Raw genomic sequence first — 18497 nt, 5'->3', positions numbered from 1 at the left:
ATCCACCACTCGTACGGGTCCGTGGGTCCCGGTCGCGACCAGGACCCACGGACAGCTGCGTCTGGCCGCCGCTTGGCGCGGAGACTCGCCTCAGCGAATCTCAGAGAACGAGGAGCGTTCGGTCGCCTTCGACCAGGGCCGCGACCAGTGACTTCACGTCCGCGAACTCGTGGTGCGGGAAGACGTGGGACAGGTATCGGGTGGGGCTGTCCCGATGGATCTGCACGTGGTTCAGCTGCCGCCCGTCGACGGTGACGACGAGATCATTGGAGCTCTCGGCGATCCGTACTGCTCGCCCGCCGATCCTGAGGTCCTTGATCTGGCCCGACCGGAAGGACCGGAGGGAATCCGCGGTGGCGGCCTCCACCTCGGTCGGCCGTGTGGCGACGAACCCGGTGGCAGCCAGCACACCCGCGACTCCGGCGCTGCTCAGTATCCGCCGGCGCGACATCTCGGTCATGTCTTTCCCCTACTCGTAGCTGTAGCCGAGTGCGGTGATGTCCAGCAACGAGGCGGGCGTGACTCCCGACGTGGCAAGACCCAGCAGCGCGTCGTTCAGGTTGTGGCCCGTCGGCCCGCCGGTGACCGGGAGGTAGTCGGTGGCGTGCCCGGACGCCTGCCACACCGACCAGATCCGGTCGACGTTCGAGTGATGCAGCCAGAAGATCGGGTCGTTCGGGGACGTGCTGACGCCCATGTCGCCGCCGACCCACCGATGCACCCGGCCGTGCATTCTCGCCTGGGTGGACGACTCGCCGGCGTGTCGGAGGAAGCCCTCTATCCGGTTACGGAAACTCGGACTCGTGCTCTGGGAGTCGATCCAGGGGGAGCGGTCGTACTGTGACTCGGTGAGGCAGTCGGTGACGTCCGCCTGTGTCGGCAGGGTTGTCGCGCCGGTGTCCACCGCGAACTTCCGGATGAGTCCAGCCCTTGAACGGGGGACGAGCTGACCCGTCGAGCTGTTCAGGATGATCGCCTGCCAGTTGACGAACGGCCCGTCCTGTACATACCAGCCGTTGCTCTGCAGACCGTTCCCGCCGAAGTAGTCCGCCGTCCAGATCAGCGCCTGTTTCGGGTCAGGTAACGCGGCGTCGGCCTCCCACGGCCAGTAAGGGATTCCGAAATCGGGCAGGACCGCACCGAGCGCGGATTCGAACTCGAGGAGTGACTGGCGGTGCCAGGGCAGGAACGACGGTCCCTTGTGTGCGGCGTTCCGTACGGTCTGTGACGTCGGTGTGAAAGTCATCATTGCGGTGTGATGCCGTGTCACGAACTGGTCGTAGACACCTGACTGCTTCAGGGTGTTCAGTGCGTCGGTGAACGCCTGGACCTCGGCCAGACTGAGTGCGTAGATACTTCGACGAACAGGCATGTAACCTTCCCCCCCTCGCCGACGCGCCCGGTAGGCGCGTCGACGCATTCCTGTGAACGACTCGACGCTGCGACCTGCGATGGCCCCTCGGGGCCGGGCCGGTCGATGTCGGATATCCGACGCCGGCCGATTGGTTCCTGGAAGCCGCTGCCGCTGTCCGCGCCACCGACCCGGCGGCGGTGTTCCTGGCGTGGACTTCCCCTGCGCCCACACGCATCCCTGGCTGCCGTCCACCTTCCTGATCCCCCGCCGGTCCGTGGCGGCCGGGGGCAGGGCAACTCTCTGCCGGTCGACCGGATGTAACGGACCGGCATCGGATTGTTGAATGATGGAGATGTTGCGACCTTCATGCTTTGAACCCTGTCTGCGCGAGAGCCCCACCAGTTTAAGCACACACCGGAGGGCGTAGCTGCAAATCGGCTTGAATTCTTGCGGAAACCGTCCAGGCACTCTCCGTGTTCACGCTGCTACATGATGGTGGGGGCTGGCGAATGGGTGCCGCGGCCGATCTTCTTTCGTGGCAGTCGATTCGGCTCGGCGGGCGCCGGGCCAGCTGCTGGAGATGCGGCCGTGGCGCCACTTTCGGATTCCTGGCGTCTAGCAAACAAATTCTGACGACAAGCAAACAATCGGCATCCGATGATGCTCTCGGGCCGTCGGAGCCGGCGCGGCCGCGCCGGCTCCCCTCGGTGGCCGCGTAGCCGCTCCGGGCGGATCTTCCGCCGAGGTAGTACCGTTCGACGAGATGGGGTGAGGACATCCAAGAATTCCCGTATCTCGGTGTCCCCATCCCGTTATGCTCGACCCTGCTCACTATCAGGGCTATAATTGGGGGGAAAGCCATGAAGGTGGAGGTTTCGTCCGTGCCGGGCGATCTGGTCTCCATCGGTGTGCGTGGCCTGAGGGGAGTGGAAGAGGCGTACTTCCGTTCCTCGGACGTCGAGCTTGCCGAGACGGCGAACGCCGGCCTGACCACTGCGCTGACAATCGCCATGCGGCGCGGCGTGACTCTGGAGTGCGCGGGGCCGATCAGCGAGGTGCTGGCCGCCAGGGTGGACGACTACCAGGCACTGATGTCGCGGTGGTATCCCACCCTCGAGCCGGTACAGGTGCTGACCGGGACCGCCCGCTCGGCCCGGCCGGCGGCGGCCGAGACCTTCTGCTTCTTCTCCGGCGGGGTCGACAGCTTCTACACGCTCCTACGCAACATCGACAGGGTCGACGCGGTCGTCTACGTGCACGGATTCGACGTCGGTCTGGAGGACGTCGAGCTGCGACGAGTCGTCTCCGACAGCCTGCGTCGGACGGTGGAGAGCCTCGGCAAGGAGCTGATCGAGCTCGAGACCGACCTGCGCGCGCTGTCGGATCCGCACGTCAGCTGGCCCGCCTACGTCTCGTCCGGGCTCGCCACCGTCGCGCACCTGCTGTCCCGGCGGTTCGGTCGTGCGCTGGTCGCCGGGACTCTCGCCTACCACGAGCTGCAGCCGCTCGCCTCACACCCGCTCACCGATCCGTTGCTGTCCAGCGACCAGATCGCGATCGAGCACGACGGATGTGACGCCACCCGCCAGGAGAAGGTCGCCTTCATCGCGAGGCACCCGGTCGTCCGGCAGAACCTGAGGGTCTGCTGGGAGAACCCGGGCGGCGACTTCAACTGCGGCAGGTGCGAGAAGTGCCTGCGCACGATGCTCGCCCTGGAGTCCCTCGGCGTGCTCGGCGAGTTCACCTGCTTCCCGTCCGGTCTTGATCCGGATGTCGTGCGGCGGGTTGACCTCCCCGGCCGAGGCCCCCGGCACTGGGCGGTCGTGAACCTGCGTGAACTTCGCCGGGCGAACCGTGACCCCGTGCTCGTCAGGGCGCTTGCCGAGGCGATCGCGAGGTCCGACGCACGGCGGGTGCACCGGCTTGTGCGGCGGCGGGCCCTGCACGGCCGGGCCGCGACGACCTGACGCGGTGCTGTACCGACGGACCATCCGAGGATTACGGGACGCTGGGGGACGCGAGTAATGACGGAGGCCGCGACAGGGGTTTCGTACGCCTCGACGGCAGCGGTCGCATCCACTGCCCGCCTGATCGAGAGCCTGTCGACGCGGGCCACGGCCGCCGTCGCCGACCTGCTGCCGCCGGGGACGACCGACGTGGCGCTCCTCGACTTCCCGTACCACCGCAACAGTGGTGACTCGGCCATCTGGCTCGGCGTACGCCAGATTCTCCGACAGCTGGGAGTAAGGGTCGCCTACGTCGCGGACACCGCGCGCTACCGGCCGGACCGGTTACGGGAGGCACTGCCGGAGGGGCCTGTCCTGTTACTCGGCGGGGGGAATTTCGGTGACCTCTGGCCGGGGCATCAGGAGCTCCGGGTCCGGGTCCTGCGTGACTTCCCGGACCGTACCGTGATCCAACTTCCGCAGAGTATTTCCTTCCGTAGCCGGACGGCGCTTTCCGAGGCCCAGCGCGTGACCGCGGCCCACCCACATTTCACTCTCATGGTCCGTGAACGGCGCAGCCTTTCGTTCGCCACCGAGAACTTCGATGTGCCGCTCGTGTTCGCGCCGGACTCGGCCCTGGCCAACGGCCCACTGAGACCGCCGCGGCCGGTACGTCCCGACGGCGTGCTGTGTCTTGCCCGCGATGACGTTGAGGGCACCGGAGCCATCGCGGGCGTGGCCGGCCCCGGCATACGTCGGGCCGACTGGGGAATGCGTGGCCTGCCCGCGGCGCGGTGGAGGGCGGCGAAGGCGCTGCCGAAACTCGAGCGGCATGCCCTGGGCCGGCATCCGGATGCGCACCGGGCGGCCCGCCCCGCGCTGCACGCGGCCTATGAAACAATGGCGAAGATAAGCGTGGGAACGGCGACGAGCCTCCTGTGCACCGCGCGTTACGTGGTGACCGACCGGTTGCACGCGCACATTCTCTGCCTGCTTCTCGGCATCCCCCACTCGGTGTTTGACAACAGCTACGGAAAGGTCAGTGGGACCTTCGAGGCGTGGACCTCGGACAGCGACCTCGTGCACTGGGCGACCAGCGCGGACGAGGCCCTGGAGAGGTGCCGGGAGTTCGCGCCGTGACCGCCCCACCGCGACACGGCGTCGGTGCTCGTGCCGACACCGCCGCTCGTGCCGAGATGGCCGCTCGTGCCGACACCGCCGACACGAACCGTGAGCCACGGCCGGTCGTGGATGTGCTCCTGAGTCGGGGCCTCGACCCCTACGACTGGGAACGTCGACATGCCCGGGGCGAGGTCCCGGACGTCTGGCCGTACGGGCTGAACAGGCTTGCCGACCACGGGTTTCGGACCAGCGGGTCGCTGCCGGCCGTGAGCCACCGGGCGCCGGGCGCGAGAGCCACCCGCGCGCTGGGGGGCTTCGAGTGGCGGGAGGTCGCCGCGCGTCGGATCGACGCGGCGGCGGAGGCGGTGCTGTGCTGGGACGAACGGGCCGGGGTACCGGCTGCCTCGATGGAGCGGTGGCGGGGCGGCAGACCGGTCGCCACCGGCGTCATCTGGCTGACCGACCCGGTGGGCCGGCCGCGGGGGGCACTGGCGCTGGCGCCCCGCGCGCTGCGTTCGGCCCAGCTGGTCTGGGCGCTGTCGAGCGCCCAGCTCCCGGTGCTCCGGGACGTCCTGAAGGTCGCCGAACGCAGACTCGCCCATCTGCCCTTCGGCATCGACGCGGACTTCTTCCGGCCGGCCGAAACCGATCCGGTACCCGGCCTGGTGGTCAGCGTCGGAAACGACCGGCACCGGGACCACGATACGCTTCTCGCCGCCATCGCGGACGCGGCTGGAAAAGTCACCGGGCTGCGCCTGGAACTGGTTACCGGCCGAGAGGTGACGATTCCCGCAAGGCTCGGGAAGCGGCATCCAAGAATGAGCCACATCGATCTTGTTGATCTCTACGCTCGCGCCTCCGCGGTGGTGGTTACACTGCGGCCGAACCTACATGTCAGCGGCGTCAGTGTCGTTCTCGAGGCCATGGCATCGGGCCGCCCGGTCGTGGTCACCGAAACCCCGGGAATGTCCGACTACGTCGATCACGGGCGGACAGGACTGCTTGTTCCGCCGGGTGATTCCGGCGCCCTCGCCGCGGAGCTGGCGGGGCTCCTGCTCGACCCCGACCGGGCCGCGGCAATGGGGCGGGCCGGCCGCCAGGCGGTCGAGACGACGTTCAACACCGGCGCGCAGGCGGGCCGGTTGGCCGGTCTGTTGCGAGGGATGTGATCTGCCGCGGGCCGGGCGAGAAGGCGCCGGTGGCGCGTGACGGCGCTGTCCAGGCGAAGTACGGGAGGAACAAGGACCCGCTGGGTCTGACGACGTGCCGAAAAGGCGATCAGAGTATCTGCCGTCGGTGAGCGCCGGCGGCGTGGGAGGGGAGGGAATGCTCAGATGGATATATGGCAGATCGTGCGCATCACCATTCGGCGCTGGTATGTGTTCCTGGCGGTTGTGGCAGTGGGGATCGCAACCGCCCTGGTCACCACTTCGGGAGTGAAGCCGCAGTACTCCGCGGCCATGGACGCCTTCGTCAACGCCCCGCCGAGCCGCGCGAGTGCGCCGACCGGCAGCGTGGAGAACTCCGGCGGCGTCGGCTTCGCCGGCTCGCTCGAGGAACGCGCCATGGACGCCGACGCGTCCCGCGCGCAGATCCACAAGATGGGCCTTCTCCCCACCTACAAGGTCAGCTGGACCAGGGCGAAGCTGGTGCTGTCGGTGAGCGTGACGGGCCCGACGCCCGACCTGGCCCGTCGCACCGTCGAGGAGGTCGTCGCGATGGCGAACCGACACCTCGTCGCGCACCAGGCCAGCACCGGTGTCACCGCTCCGGGCGCGCAGTACTCGATCATGCCGGCGGCCGAGGGAGCCAACCTCTCACCCGCCCAGTACCCGGGTCGTTCCCGCCAGCGGATCGTCATCGGCGTCGTCGCGCTCGCGGCGGCGGTGGGCCTCGCGGTGGCGCTGGACGGCTTCGTCGCCGCCCGCCGTCGCGCCGCGGCCGGTGGAACCGGCCGGCCCGACAACTTGCCGGACGCCGGATCACCGCGGAGCCCGCTGACTCGGGAGCCGGATCCGCTGGGAGATCCACTGGCCTCGCCGCGCCGAGGCGGGGACACACCGGGCAGGGACACACCGGAGTACGAGACCGCGGCGGTCAATGAGGACACGGTGACCATTCGGACGGGCAACCGACTCGGGGCGGGGCCCGTCCCGCCGGACCTCGACCGAAGCGGCCGCCCGCGGTGACGATGCCCGGACGGGCGGCGCTCCGGACGGTGGCGGCGCTCCCGATCGCCAGGTGGCGGCCGGACGCGGTGAGCGTGCTGACACTCCTCGGCGTGCTGCTGTTCGTCATCCCGGCGCGCAACACCCTGCAGTCGCTCGGCGCGGCGGGCCGGCCGATGTTCCTGCTCGGCCTGGTGCTGGCCGGCGCCTGGCTGTGCACCTGGCTGCATCCCGGCCTGGTCCGCCGTGGCCGCCAGCCGGTCCGGGGCCTGTTGCTCATCTATCTGGGTGCGCTGCTCGCCGCCTATGTGGCCGGTCAGCGCCGCGGGCTCGACGGCGTGGAGGCCCGTGCCTCGGACCGGTCGATCCTGGCCGTCCTGGCGCTCGTCGGCATCGCGCTCGCGGCAGCCGACGGAATTCCCTCGCGGGCCCGGCTCGAGGTCCTGATCTCGCGCATCATGTGCTTCGGGGCCGTGATGGCGCTGTTCGGAATCGTCCAGTACCTGACGCACGAGGACTACAGCAGGTACCTGCGGCTTCCCGGGTTCGTGATGTGGTCCCCGGCGCTCGAGTCCGTCTCACGAGGGGGCGGCACCTCCCGGGTCGCCGGCACGGCGTCGCACTACATCGAGTTCGGTGTGGTCGTCGCCATGGTCGTCCCGCTGGCGCTGTACCGGACTTCTCACGCTGTCACCAAGGGTGCCCGGCAGCGTGCCGCCGGGGCGCTGGTGCTGACCGCGGCGGCCGCCCCCCTCTCCGTCTCCCGGACGGCGATCATCGGGCTTGGCTGCGTGCTGCTGGTCCAGAGCGTCGTGTGGAGCTGGCGGCGGCGCTTCAACGTGTTCGTCTGGCTGGTGATCGGGGTCGGCGCGTTCGGTGCCGCCGTGCCCGGTGTGCTCGGCACGCTGCGCAGTCTGTTCCTGAACTACAAGACTGATCCCAGCTATCAGGGACGGATCGCGGACTACGCGGTCGCGCAGGCCTACATCAGCGAGCGGCCGTGGTTCGGGCGCGGGCCGGGCACCTTCATCCCGGCGAAGTACTTCTTCCTCGACAACCAGTACCTCGGGACCATCCTCACCTCCGGATACGTGGGTCTGGCCGCGCTCGTCATCGTCATGCTCGGCGGGATCACGATGGCGTTCGGGGTGGCCCGGCGCGCCGCCGACGCGGCGACCCGAGAACTGGCCCAGGCCCTCGCCGCGATGCTCGTCGCCGTCGCGGCGGCCTCGTACAGCTTCGACTCACTGTCGTTCCCGGCCTTCGCCGGCCTGTTCTACCTGACGCTGGGTGTCACCGGCGCGTTGTGGCGACTCGAACAGCGGCCCGTGCCCACACCGGCCGGCCCTGCCGCGGCGGCACCCGTCCAGTGGCGGGACCCGCGCGGTGACCAGCCAAGCGTGGCGGAGCTCGTCCCGGCGGCCCGGCAGCCCGCCGGTATCGCGTGAACCAGCGCCGCGAGGGCCGGCCGCGGGTACGCCGGCCCTCGCGGGTGCCGGTCTCACGTCGCTTCGCCGGCCCTCGCTGACGTCGCCCTAGCGTGGCCTTCGATCGGCGGGGCCGGCCGGGCCGCGGGCCGCTGCTGCCGCTCCGGATCGCCGCCAAGAGCGAAGTCCAGCAGCTCCACATGACGGGCTGACCAGCTGTTCGCCGCGACGAACCGGTGGCGTTCCGCTTCGGTCACCTCCGGCCAGCCGCGGACCTCCCTGAACGCGGCCACCGGATCGTCGCCCGGCGCCAGCAGCCTGACCCGCGGTCCCATGCCCCGGACCGGTGTCAGGTCGCTCGCCAGGACGGGCCGCCCCGCCGCCAGGTACTCGTACAGCTTGATCGGATCCATCGCCTCCGTCAGTGAGGTCACCCGGTGCGGTAGCAGGCACACGTCCGCCGCGGCGATCAGCCCGGTGACGGCCGGCCGGGGGAGATGGCCTGGCAGGACCACCGAGGGCAACGCCCGCAGCGGGGCGGCGTGTCGCTCGTCCTTGACGGGCCCGGCGAGTATCACCGTGCTCTCCGTCGCCAGCCGGGCGACCATGTCGACGTCGAGCCGGTCGTCGACGGTGCCCGCGTAGACGCACCACGGCCGGGGCAGGCCCGTGGTCAGCGCGGGCGCTGGCGGCAGCCGCTCCCACTCGGCGGGATCGACGCCGTTGTGGACGACCAGTGAGCCTCCGGTGGGAGCGAGCCGCCGGCGCAGCGACTCCGACACCGCGACCACCGGCCGCCGCCGGCGGCGGATCTCGGCGTAGGCATCCTGGAACGCCGGGTGCCAGCGTTCCAGCGGGGGGTAGGTCGCCCAGTCGTCACGGGCGAAGTAGACGACCGAGTCGGCCCATTCCAGCTCGGCGAGCCCGGCCAGCAGCGGGTACGTCGTGACGACCACGGGCCGCTCGCAGCGGGCCTGCTCCGCGGCCCGTCGCAGCACCCGGTCGTAGCGCCGGTAGGTGTGGCGCAGCATCGCGGGCGAGACCGGGTCCTCGCGACGCCAGCGGCGCGCGGACACGACGTAGCGGTCCGGCCTGCTCGTCGGTGGAATGGCCACCACCGGGTCGCCCTTCGCCAACGCTGTCACCCGGCTGCGGAACGGCTCGGCGACGAGCAGCCGTCGCACCCGCGGCGACTGCATCAGGGTGAGCAGGACGCGGTCCGGCGGCCGCATGTAGGAGCGGATCGCCATGTCCCGCAGCGTCTCCCTGGACAGGGTGAACACGACGTCGCGCGCGGGGGCGGAGCGGGGTTCGGGCTCGGGCATGGGTCGGTTCCTCCGTCGAGATCAACGAGACCGCCGGTGTGACCGTCGGCGTCGGGCGCCGTGCTCGGCCGCCGCCGCGAGCGGCCACTGATCCTGGGGCGGGACGGATCCGGGAGCCGGGCTGTCGGACGGCCCCCGACCCGGCGCCGTCCCGCGCTTTCCGCGCAGCACGCCGCGCAGTTGGCGCCGGCAGGTCGGCATGGCCGACACGACAGCCACATACGCCGCCACGCCGGCCGTCCCGGCGGTGACGAGCTCGGCGATCGGGGGCAGGTCCACCACCGCCCGCACCCCGGCGGTCACCGCGGCGAGCACCGCGCTGGCGAGGACGGCCGGCGCGATCGAGGTCGCGACATCCGACAGCCTGACCGGGGTGTCGCGGGTGGCGCTGGCAAGCATCGGGATGGCGGTCACCACCGAGGCGATGCTGACGGCCCAGGCGACGCCCACCGGCCCCCAGGGCAACCCCAGGAAGAACGAGGCCACGGTGAGCGGACGGGTCACCGCGGCGACCTTGAGCATCTTGTCGGCCCGGTTCCGCGAGACCCACAGCCAGGTCGCCGTCGAGCTGATCGCCTGGGCGAATCCGGCGATCGCCAGCACTCTGAAGATCGGCACGACCCCGCTCCACGGCGCGCCCAGCAGGCCGGTGACGAACACGTCTGCGAGCAGCGCCATCAGCACGACCAGCGGAAGAGCGAGCAGTGCCACGGTGAACACGGCGGCGCGGTAGTAGTCGCGGAACCGGTCCGGCTGGTCGTGGAGCCTGGACAGGGTGGGGATCGCGACCATGTTGACCGGCTGGTTGACCTGCTGCAGCGGGAGCAGGAGCAGCGCGTACGCACGGGAGTAGAGGCCGAGGGCCGCCGGCCCGGCGAACCGGCCCACCAGGACGTTGTCGGCGTTGCGGCTGACGTACCCGAGCAGGCCGGAGCCGGCGACGCTGCCGCCGAAGCGCAGCATCGGCGCGAGGCCGTCCGCGCGGGCCGGTCGGCTCGGCCGCCAGTCGCAGGCCGTCCAGACGAGAACCGCCCGGGCGAGGGCCGCCGAGGTCGGCATGAGCGCCAGCGACCAGTAGCCGGCCCCCAGCGACGCGAGAGTGATGGCCACGACGATGCTGGTGGTCCGGCCGATCATGTCGCGGGCCGCGACGGAGCCGAACTTCATCTGCCGTTGGAGCAGCGCCTGGTGCTGTACGAGGGCGCCGGTGATCAGGTATGACGGCGCGACGACGAGGGTGATTCCGACGAGCTCGTCGTGCCCGTAGAACAGGGCGATCAGCGGGCTGGCCGCGGCCAGCGCCACCGCGAGGCTGAGCCCGACCACGACGTTGACCCAGAACAGCGCGCTGACCTGACTGTGAGTGATCGTCTTGCGCTGGATGACGGCCTGGGAGAGCCCGAGGTCCGTCAGCTGGTCGGCGAGAGCCGAGATCGCCAGCACCATCCCGACGAGGCCGTAGGCGTCCGGCGACAGCAGCCGGGCCAGAATAATCGTTGAGCCGAATTGGGTGAACAATCGCCAGAGTTGGGCGCCGGCCGTCGCCGCCACACCTCTCCGGGACCGCCCGGCAAGGCCCTGGTTCAGTTCCGAGGTGTCGAGCCAGCGTCCTTGCTTTCCGTCTAAGAATGCTTGTCGGCGAGCAGATCGCGAGGCCGGCTCGGTGCGGGATTTCACCACAAACGATCAAGCTTTCCGCTAAAACGCATGGTCAGGGCACTGTACCCTGATGCGTTGACCGGCCTGACCGCCCGGTTCATCTCGAGTTCCCCAAAGGGCCGGACGGATCGAACAACATCTGTTCTAGTATGTCGTCAGTGGGTGACCTGTCCAGCAGCGGCGCTCACCGCAGGTTCACTTGGTCAATCTGGGGGAGCGGTGACGTTGAGTAATCGCGTGCTGATCATAGTGCAGAACCTGCCGGTACCGCTCGACCGACGGGTCTGGCTGGAATGTCAGGCCCTGGTGAGTGCCGGTTACGAGGTGCGGGTCATATGCCCCAAGGGGCCGGGTGACCCGGACTGTGAGCTGCTCGACGACGTGTACCTCTACAAGTACGAGCCGTACGTCGCAACGTCCGGCGTATTCTCATATATGAAAGAGTTTTTTGTCTGCTGGATGCGCACCGCCCGGCTGGCGCGCCGGGTCTACCGGGAACGCGGCTTCGACGTTATCCAGGTGTGCAATCCGCCGGACACCTACGCGTTGCTCGCGTTATTCTATCGGCGGCGCGGTGTGCGCCTCGTGTACGACCAGCACGACCTCTGCCCGGAGGTCTACCAGTCCCGTTTCGAGCGCCCGTCGCGGATTCTGCTCGCCTTCCTTTTCGCGCTCGAGCGCATCACCTACGGGCTGTCGCACCACGTCATCTCCACCAATGACTCCTACCGTGAGATCGCGATCCGCCGTGGCGGCCGGACCAGGCAGGACACGACGGTCGTGCGCAGCGGCCCGGACACCGATCGGATGCGGCCCGGCGCAGTCCACCCGGAACTGCGGAAAGGCCGCGAGTTCCTGCTCTGCTATCTCGGGGTGATGGGCCCGCAGGACGGAGTGGACAACGCGCTGCGTGCCCTCGACATCCTCGTCCACCAGCGCGGCCGCACCGACGTCCACATGGCCCTGCTCGGTTTCGGCGACTGCTATGACGATCTGTGCGCGCTCGCCACGGAGCTGGATCTTGACGACCACGTGACCTTCACCGGTCGCGCGGACCACGAGATGATCGACAAATACCTCTCGACCGCCGACCTGGCGGTCGGACCGGACCCGATGAACCCGCTCAACAACGTGTCGACCATGAACAAGACCATGGAATACATGGCCTACGGCCTGCCCGTGGTCACGTTCGATCTCGTCGAGACCAGGGTCACCGCCGCGGACATCGCGGAATACGTCGAACCCGGCGACATCGACGGGTTCGCCGCCGCGATCGAGCGGCTGCTCGATGACCCGGAGCGGCGGGCCGACCTGTCCAAGCGGGGCCGGCAGCGCGCGGTAGAGGTACTGGACTGGAGCCTGCAGGTCCCCGGCTACGTGGATGTCTTCGACCGCATCACCGGGCGGGAGCGACCGGCCGGCGAGCGGGTCCGCCCGAGGCCGGTTGACTGCGCCGTCCCGGCGCCACGCCGCCGCGAGCAGGCCGGCTCCCACACACCGGCGGCGGCACCTGGCGGCGACCACGAGGGCGACGAGCTCAGATCGGCGACGGGGTGACGGCACCGCTCTCCGCGGGCTCCGCCCCGGCGCCGCACGGCGTCGGTGATGTCCCAGCCAGCGTCGTCCTGGCCAGCGTCGTCGTGCCGGCGCACAACGAGGAGTCCGTCATCGGACGGTGCCTCGCGGCGCTCAGCGTCGGGCTGCCCACCGGAGCACTCGACGTGATCGTGGTGTGCAACGGATGCACGGACGGCACAGCCGCGGCCGCCCGTGCCCGTGGCGTCCGGGTGATCGAGACGGATCGGGCGAACAAGGCGGCCGCCCTGAACACCGGGGACGCGGCGGCCATGGCCTTCCCGCGCTTCTACGTCGACGCCGACGTGGAGGTCGCCGGAGCGGCGCTGCTCGAGGTCGCCGACGTCCTGCGCACGGGTGCGGCGCTCGCCGCGGCGCCCGCGCTGCGTCCGTGCATGACCGGGGTGGCCCGGCCCGTCCGCGACTACTACCGGATCTGGACGCGCCTGCCCTATGTCGCCGACGGGCACGTGGGCTCCGGGGTCGTCGGTGTCAGCGATGTCGGGCGGAAGCGTTTCACCCGCTTTCCCGAGGCCATCGCCGACGATCTGTACCTCTACCACCAGTTCAGCGTGGAGGAACGGACCACGGTGGACTCCGTCCACTTCACCGTCTATCCCGCGAGGACGGTGCGGGATTTCGTCCGGAGGAAGATCCGGGTGTACGCCGGGAACATCGAACTCCGCGGCCGTGGGCTGGTGCCCGCGGAGAACCGGAACACCGGCAGCGCGTCCTGGCTGTCCGTCGTCGCCGCCGATCGCCGGCTGCTCACCGCCGCCCCCGCCTACCTCACCATCTCGGCGGTGGCGAAGCTGCTGGCCATCCGGAAGGTCCGCCACGGCGACCTCGGTGCCTGGGAGCGTGACGACAGCAGCAGGCGCCTTCTTGAGGAGACGACGTGACCAGGGTTCTCGGCTTTCTTCGTTCCCTGCTCGACGCCCGCGCCCTGCTGCACTCACTGCGGATCCTCCACTTCTACAACTACTCGCATGTCCAGCAGGTTCGCCGGATGACGATCGAACGGGGTGTCCGCCTGGCGCCGAACGTCTCCGTCCGGAACGGGGAGCGGGTGGAGATACGGGCGTTCGCCCACATCGGTGAGCGGGTTTCGCTGTGGGCCGGTGACCGCACTGGCCGGATCGAGATCGGCGAGCACTCCCTGATCGGCCCGGGCACGTTTCTCACGGCCGCGAACTACGAGACGCTGCCGGACATCGTCATCGACAGCCAGCCGAAGCGGGAGGCGGACATCGTCATCGGCAACGACGTGTGGGTCGGCGCCAACTCGGTGGTTCTTCCGGGCGTGACGATAGGCGACAGCACGATTGTCGGCGCCGGTTCTGTCGTCACGAAGTCGTTGCCCGCCGGAGCGTTGGCCGCGGGTGTTCCGGCGAAGGTCATCGGGAAGCGCGGGGAGTCGACCCGTTCCGGTCGTGCCGTCCAGGCGGACCGGCCTGAGCAGAACGGCCGTGCCGGTGTGGACGGCACCGGGCGGCGCCCCGGCTCCCACCCGGCGGGTGAGCAGTGACCGTCGAGGTGTCCGTGCTGGTCGTGTCCTACAACACCGCCGAGCTGACGGTCCGGTGCCTGGAGTCCGTCCTGGCTGAGCCGGCCGGGGTCGAGATTGAGATCATCGTCGTCGACAACGCCTCGACGGACGGCTCCCCGGACGCCATTCGGGACGCGTTCCCGGCGGTGCGGCTGATCGAGTCGGCGACGAACCTCGGGTTCGGCCGCGCGGTCAACCTGGCGGCCTCCCACGCCGACGGGGACTATCTGCTCCTGCTGAACCCCGACGCCGTCGTCCTCGATCGGGCGGTCGCCGAGATCCTCACCTTCGCCCGCCGGAACCCGGCCTGCGGGCTCTACGGCGGGCGGACGCTGCGGCCGGACGGATCGGTCGACCCGAGCTCCTGCTGGGGGGCACCCAGCCTGTGGAGCCTGGCGTGCTTCGGGGTCGGCCTGTCGACGATGTTCCACGGATCGAGGATCTTCGATCCGGAGTCGCTCGGGCGCTGGCAGCGCGACAGCGTCCGCGAGGTCGGTGTCGTCACCGGATGCCTGCTGCTGGTCAGCCGCGGCCTCTTCGAACGGCTGGGCGGGTTCGACCCCCGGTTCTTCATGTACGGGGAGGACACCGACCTGTCGATGCGGGCGCGGGCCGCCGGCTACCGCCCCACGATCGTCCCGACCGCGGCGATCGTGCACCACGTCGGGGCCTCGTCCTCGAACTGGGCGGCCAAGCACGTGCTCGTCCTCCGCGGGAAGACCACGCTGGCGAGGAAGCACTGGACGGGGTGGCGGCAGCGGCTCTGCCTGGCGATGATCGTTCTTGGGGTGGCGCTGCGGGCCCTGGCCGATCTGGGGTCGGGGCTGGCCCGTGGGCGGCCGCGGGCGCGTGCGAGCGACTGGCGCGCGCTCTGGCGTCGGCGGCGGGACTGGTGGCCCGGCTACCCCCCGTACACCGAGCCCACGGGCGGCGTCCCCAGCCAGTCGCGCGTCCCGCCCGAGCCCGCATCCGGCACGTGTCACCCGTCCCGACATCTGACGAGGCCATGAGCAGTTCGCTACCCGAGCGGTCCCTCGACCTGTGGCGCAGGGCCCGCAGCCGGGCCTTCACCCGGTTCCTGGCCGGGTCGTTCGGGGCGCTCGGCCCGCGTACCGACATCGAGCCGCCGTTCCGGCTCTACGGCGCCCGCTGGATGTCGATCGGCGCCGGCGTCCATGTGGGCCCCGGCTCGTGGTTCCAGGTGATCGATGGGGACGGCGAGCCGGCGGCGCCGGTGATTCGAATCGGCGCGGGCTCGTCGTTCGTCGGGTGGTGCACGCTGTCGGCCGTCCGCGGCATCACGATCGGGGACAGAGCGATGTTCGCGCGTGGCGTCTACGTGGCCGATCATGACCACGCCTACCGGGCGGCCGGCGTCGCGATCCGGGACCAGGGCCACACCGGCGTCGCCCCGGTGGCGATCGGCGACGGCGCCTGGCTGGGCCAGAACTGTGTGGTCACAGCGGGCTCGACGATCGGCCGCGGCGCCGTCGTCGGCGCGAACAGCGTCGTGAAGGGGGTCGTGCCCGACTTCAGTCTCGCGGTAGGGGCGCCCGCCCGGGTCGTCCGGAGCTGGGCGCCGCACGGCGTCCCGAGCCGGCCGTGAGGCTGGGTCGCCGGTCAGCCCGGCGGCCCGGCCAGTCTGTGCTCGGTCAGCTCGGGTCCGTGTCCCCGCGGCCGGCGACCTCGGCCGGCGCGATCTCCACCGGGCTCACGTCGGCCAGCGCCGGGTGGTGCTGGTCCCGATCGGATATCACGGCCTCACGCAACGGGACGGGCCACTGCACACCGAGGACCGGGTCGGCAAGATTCACGAAGACGTAGCTGTCGTACCGGTCGGCACTCCAGTGCTCGTTGACGCTGTACAGATAGTAGGTGTCGTCCTCGATCGTCTGATAGGAGTTCGCGACCCCCTGAGGCAGGAAGACGGCTCGGTTCCGGTCGAGTTCGACGGTGACGACGGTTCCGAAGCTCTTCCCTGCTCGCAGGTCGACATAGGCGCAGAAGACGCGGCCCTTCACCACCGATATGTACTTGTCCCAGGGCTCGGCATGAAAGCCCCGTGTCACGCCTATCTTTTTGTTGTAGGAAAGGCTGTTCTGGACGACCCGGAAGCTCGCGGGAATCCCTGCGTCAACGAGCTTGGCGTGGTGGAACTTCTCCTGGAACCAGCCGCGCTCATCCTCGATGGACGTAACATCGAACACAAAAAGGCCCGGAATCTCGGTCTCGGAGCCGGTGAACTGCGTGGTAGTCAGGACGGCCACGGAAGATCTCCCTCTTGCGCCCGGTACCCGGGCAGCCGGAGAACCTGATGGGTTTTCTCGGCGGCCGAGCACTCCGATACACGGAAGTGTGGACGGCATGAATCGGCGGTCGATGTCGGACCGGCGCCGGCGGTGGCCCGGCCGCCGGCGCCGGTGGTGCCCGGCTCGGCCTGATGGACGGCGCGGCGGGCGGCGGGAGCTGGGCGGCAAGGATGAGATGAGGAGGCACCGCGCCACTGCGCATGACCGCGGACCCGGTAGTCGTCGAGGTCGGTTGAGCGAAACCTCGGCGGCCGACATCCGCGTGCTGAACTATATCAGCACCTTACTCACTCCGTCGTGGTCCTTCAGTGCGTGTGGCAGGTGGCTTAGATCTCTTCTGGGGTGCGATGTCGACCATGGGATGAAGTGTCGGCTGCTCACGGGTAAACCCGGTTCACTCGGCCCCTCCACCCGAAGGGGGTGGTGCTCTGAGAATGTCTGCCGTGGCCGCCTGGGCGAGGGTGCGGTGATGTCTGGTCAGGCCGGTCACCGAACCGCCCGACAGCGTTCGCCGCCGGCCGGCGGGCCGGCTTGGAGCCCGGCCGCCCGCATGGCCCTGGCGAGCCGGGTGCGGGGTGCGAAGCCGGCTCTCATAGGCCCACCAGAATGCGGGATGGACGCCCGCGGTATTTGCGTGCGCCGCGCCCGGCTGATTTCCGGGGCACCGTCACGCGACGTCGGCTGACTTCTTCCGGCCGGCCGCGTCGGCCGCGCCGGGCGATTCACCGCGGGGGGTGGTCGGGGAACGTGAAGCAGAGCACGTCTCGACCGGTCCGCGGCCACAGGTACGCCGTCTACAGTCACGAGTGTGATCACAGACGCACAGCAGGCGCGGCCGCGGTGGCGGCGTGCGCTGCGCTCCGGGGTGCTCGGTGCGGCGCTTCTGATCGCCGTGCTGAACGTGCGAATGATCGTCTTCCCGAGGATCGACAAGCCGCGTCCCGTGGACGCGATCTTCATGCTCGGGGGTCCGGGCGAACGGCGGGACAAGGCCGTCGAGCTGGCCAGGTCCGGCATCGCCCCGGTTCTGGTGGTCTCGATGCCCGGCACCTGGCGGTGCCCCGACGCGGCCGAGGTCGGCCGGGACATCCAGGTCATCTGCTTCTGGCCGGACCCGGTGACCACCCAGGGCGAGGCTCGCGAGGCCGGCCGCCTGGCCAGGATCCACGGCTGGCGCTCGATCCTGTTCGTCACGGACCGCTCCCAGGACAGCCGGGCCAGGCTGCGCATCGAGCGCTGCTACGACGGTGAGGTCCTGGTGGACGCCGTCGGGACCCCCCGACGGCAGTGGCCGTACCTGATCGCCTACCAGACCGCGGCGACCGTCAAAGCGCTGGTCTGGCAGCGCGGCTGCTGATCGACAGGCGGGCCGGCAGCGGTCAGCCGAGATCAGCGGCCAGGTCGGCAGCGGTCAGCAGTCCCGCTGGACGATCAGCGCCTTGCCCATCGCGGCCCACTCGTAGGCGATCATGTACGGCCACATGCTCTTTGACGGCGCGACCGGGCTCATGAGCACCTGCCCCGAGTAGCAGCGCCCCAGCCGCAGCCGCGCGCGGGTCGTCTGGCTGGTCGAGGTGATCACGAGCACCGACTTCCAGTCGTACCGGGCGGCCGCGGCGGCCACCCAGCGTGACTCGCCCTGGGTGGTCACCGGATCCGGGGCGAAGCAGATCACCTCGACGTTCGGGATGGCCGGGGGGCACGGGTCGTCCGCCGTGGGCACCGAGACGGCCAGCGTCGGCGCGTACCCGGCCACGGCCAGGCTCACCGCGTGCTCGAGGCGGCCCGGACTGCCGGCGAACATCACGATGGCGTCGACCGGGGCGGGGGAGTCCCGCCGGGGATGGACGAACAGCCGGAAGGTCGCGCCGAGGAACATGACGCTCACGACCCCGAGGATCCCGAGCACAGTGATGCGCCGCCGCCCGCGGTCCCGGGCGCGGCCCGCCGGCGGCTGCCCGGGACCTGCCGGTGGTCGCTCGCGGCCCGCCGATGGCCGTCCGCGGGCCCCCCAGGGGTCCTCGCCCGTCCACGGGGGACGTGCTGGTGGTGCCGACATCGCG

At 70.1% G+C, this 18497-nt stretch carries 17 protein-coding genes; 11 read left to right on the top strand and 6 right to left on the bottom strand.

Features of this window, described 5'->3' with window-relative positions; translation table 11 throughout:
- Nucleotides 1-100: 100 nt before the first annotated feature.
- Nucleotides 101-460, bottom strand: a complete 360-nt coding sequence (locus AC559T_RS17495) for a hypothetical protein (RefSeq protein WP_071059130.1) — start codon at nt 458-460, stop codon at nt 101-103.
- 9 nt (nt 461-469) lie between these two features.
- Nucleotides 470-1372: a tyrosinase family protein gene (locus AC559T_RS17490; protein WP_498869417.1), complete on the bottom strand. Its 903-nt coding sequence runs from the start codon at nt 1370-1372 to the stop codon at nt 470-472.
- An 842-nt stretch (nt 1373-2214) separates the two neighbouring features.
- Here AC559T_RS17490 and AC559T_RS17485 point away from each other — a divergent pair.
- The 5 genes from AC559T_RS17485 (at nt 2215) to AC559T_RS17465 (ending at nt 8038) form a co-directional block, all read left to right on the top strand.
- Entirely contained in the window at nt 2215-3321 is a 1107-nt protein-coding gene (locus AC559T_RS17485; RefSeq protein WP_498869416.1) for a hypothetical protein, read from the top strand.
- A gap of 57 nt (nt 3322-3378) precedes the next feature.
- The gene (locus tag AC559T_RS17480) at nt 3379-4440 is read left to right on the top strand and encodes a polysaccharide pyruvyl transferase family protein (protein ID WP_071059136.1); all 1062 of its coding nucleotides are present in this window, start codon (nt 3379-3381) and stop codon (nt 4438-4440) included.
- Complete coding sequence (locus tag AC559T_RS17475; protein WP_112106959.1) at nt 4437-5591, top strand: glycosyltransferase family 4 protein; 1155 nt, start codon at nt 4437-4439, stop codon at nt 5589-5591. Before AC559T_RS17480 ends, AC559T_RS17475 begins: the two co-directional genes overlap by 4 nt.
- A 165-nt stretch (nt 5592-5756) precedes the next feature.
- Entirely contained in the window at nt 5757-6611 is an 855-nt protein-coding gene (locus AC559T_RS17470) for a hypothetical protein (RefSeq protein WP_498869415.1), read from the top strand.
- Nucleotides 6612-6613: 2 nt separating this feature from the next.
- Complete coding sequence (locus tag AC559T_RS17465) at nt 6614-8038, top strand: O-antigen ligase family protein (protein ID WP_235014154.1); 1425 nt, start codon at nt 6614-6616, stop codon at nt 8036-8038.
- A gap of 53 nt (nt 8039-8091) precedes the next feature.
- Here AC559T_RS17465 and AC559T_RS17460 read toward each other — a convergent pair whose 3' ends face one another.
- Together AC559T_RS17460 and AC559T_RS17455 are read right to left on the bottom strand one after the other, a co-directional pair.
- Nucleotides 8092-9342 (bottom strand): glycosyltransferase, encoded by a 1251-nt coding sequence (locus tag AC559T_RS17460; RefSeq protein WP_112106956.1) that lies wholly within the window; start codon nt 9340-9342, stop codon nt 8092-8094.
- 21 nt (nt 9343-9363) lie between these two features.
- Complete coding sequence (locus tag AC559T_RS17455) at nt 9364-10893, bottom strand: lipopolysaccharide biosynthesis protein (RefSeq protein ID WP_112106955.1); 1530 nt, start codon at nt 10891-10893, stop codon at nt 9364-9366.
- A gap of 327 nt (nt 10894-11220) precedes the next feature.
- Between AC559T_RS17455 and AC559T_RS17450 the strand changes: the two genes are divergently transcribed.
- The 5 genes from AC559T_RS17450 to AC559T_RS17430 are packed head-to-tail and all read left to right on the top strand — an operon-like array spanning nt 11221 to nt 15731.
- Nucleotides 11221-12558: a glycosyltransferase family 4 protein gene (locus tag AC559T_RS17450; protein WP_071059149.1), complete on the top strand. Its 1338-nt coding sequence runs from the start codon at nt 11221-11223 to the stop codon at nt 12556-12558.
- Nucleotides 12555-13478: a glycosyltransferase gene (locus AC559T_RS17445; RefSeq protein ID WP_498869414.1), complete on the top strand. Its 924-nt coding sequence runs from the start codon at nt 12555-12557 to the stop codon at nt 13476-13478. The genes AC559T_RS17450 and AC559T_RS17445 overlap by 4 nt, the downstream gene beginning before the upstream one ends.
- Nucleotides 13475-14104 carry an acyltransferase gene (locus AC559T_RS17440; protein WP_071059153.1) on the top strand — a complete coding sequence of 210 codons (630 nt, stop codon included), beginning with the start codon at nt 13475-13477 and terminating at the stop codon, nt 14102-14104. Before AC559T_RS17445 ends, AC559T_RS17440 begins: the two co-directional genes overlap by 4 nt.
- Complete coding sequence (locus AC559T_RS17435) at nt 14101-15135, top strand: glycosyltransferase family 2 protein (protein ID WP_071059155.1); 1035 nt, start codon at nt 14101-14103, stop codon at nt 15133-15135. Before AC559T_RS17440 ends, AC559T_RS17435 begins: the two co-directional genes overlap by 4 nt.
- Complete coding sequence (locus AC559T_RS17430; protein ID WP_071059157.1) at nt 15132-15731, top strand: acyltransferase; 600 nt, start codon at nt 15132-15134, stop codon at nt 15729-15731. The genes AC559T_RS17435 and AC559T_RS17430 overlap by 4 nt, the downstream gene beginning before the upstream one ends.
- Before the next feature lie 46 nt (nt 15732-15777).
- Here AC559T_RS17430 and AC559T_RS17425 read toward each other — a convergent pair whose 3' ends face one another.
- Nucleotides 15778-16392 carry a dTDP-4-dehydrorhamnose 3,5-epimerase family protein gene (locus tag AC559T_RS17425; protein ID WP_498869413.1) on the bottom strand — a complete coding sequence of 205 codons (615 nt, stop codon included), beginning with the start codon at nt 16390-16392 and terminating at the stop codon, nt 15778-15780.
- 850 nt (nt 16393-17242) lie between these two features.
- Between AC559T_RS17425 and AC559T_RS17420 the strand changes: the two genes are divergently transcribed.
- Nucleotides 17243-17791, top strand: a complete 549-nt coding sequence (locus tag AC559T_RS17420) for a YdcF family protein (RefSeq protein WP_112106951.1) — start codon at nt 17243-17245, stop codon at nt 17789-17791.
- Between the two features lie 54 nt (nt 17792-17845).
- Here the strand turns inward: AC559T_RS17420 and AC559T_RS17415 are convergent, their stop codons facing one another.
- Nucleotides 17846-18493: a YdcF family protein gene (locus AC559T_RS17415; protein ID WP_498869412.1), complete on the bottom strand. Its 648-nt coding sequence runs from the start codon at nt 18491-18493 to the stop codon at nt 17846-17848.
- Nucleotides 18494-18497 lie beyond the last annotated feature (4 nt).

It is taken from the genome of Frankia sp. Hr75.2, from assembly GCF_949319125.1.
GTDB classification, from domain to species: domain Bacteria; phylum Actinomycetota; class Actinomycetes; order Frankiales; family Frankiaceae; genus Parafrankia; species Parafrankia soli.
Note: the sequence above shows the minus strand (reverse complement) of the source record. Positions and strands in the feature narration are given on the sequence as shown.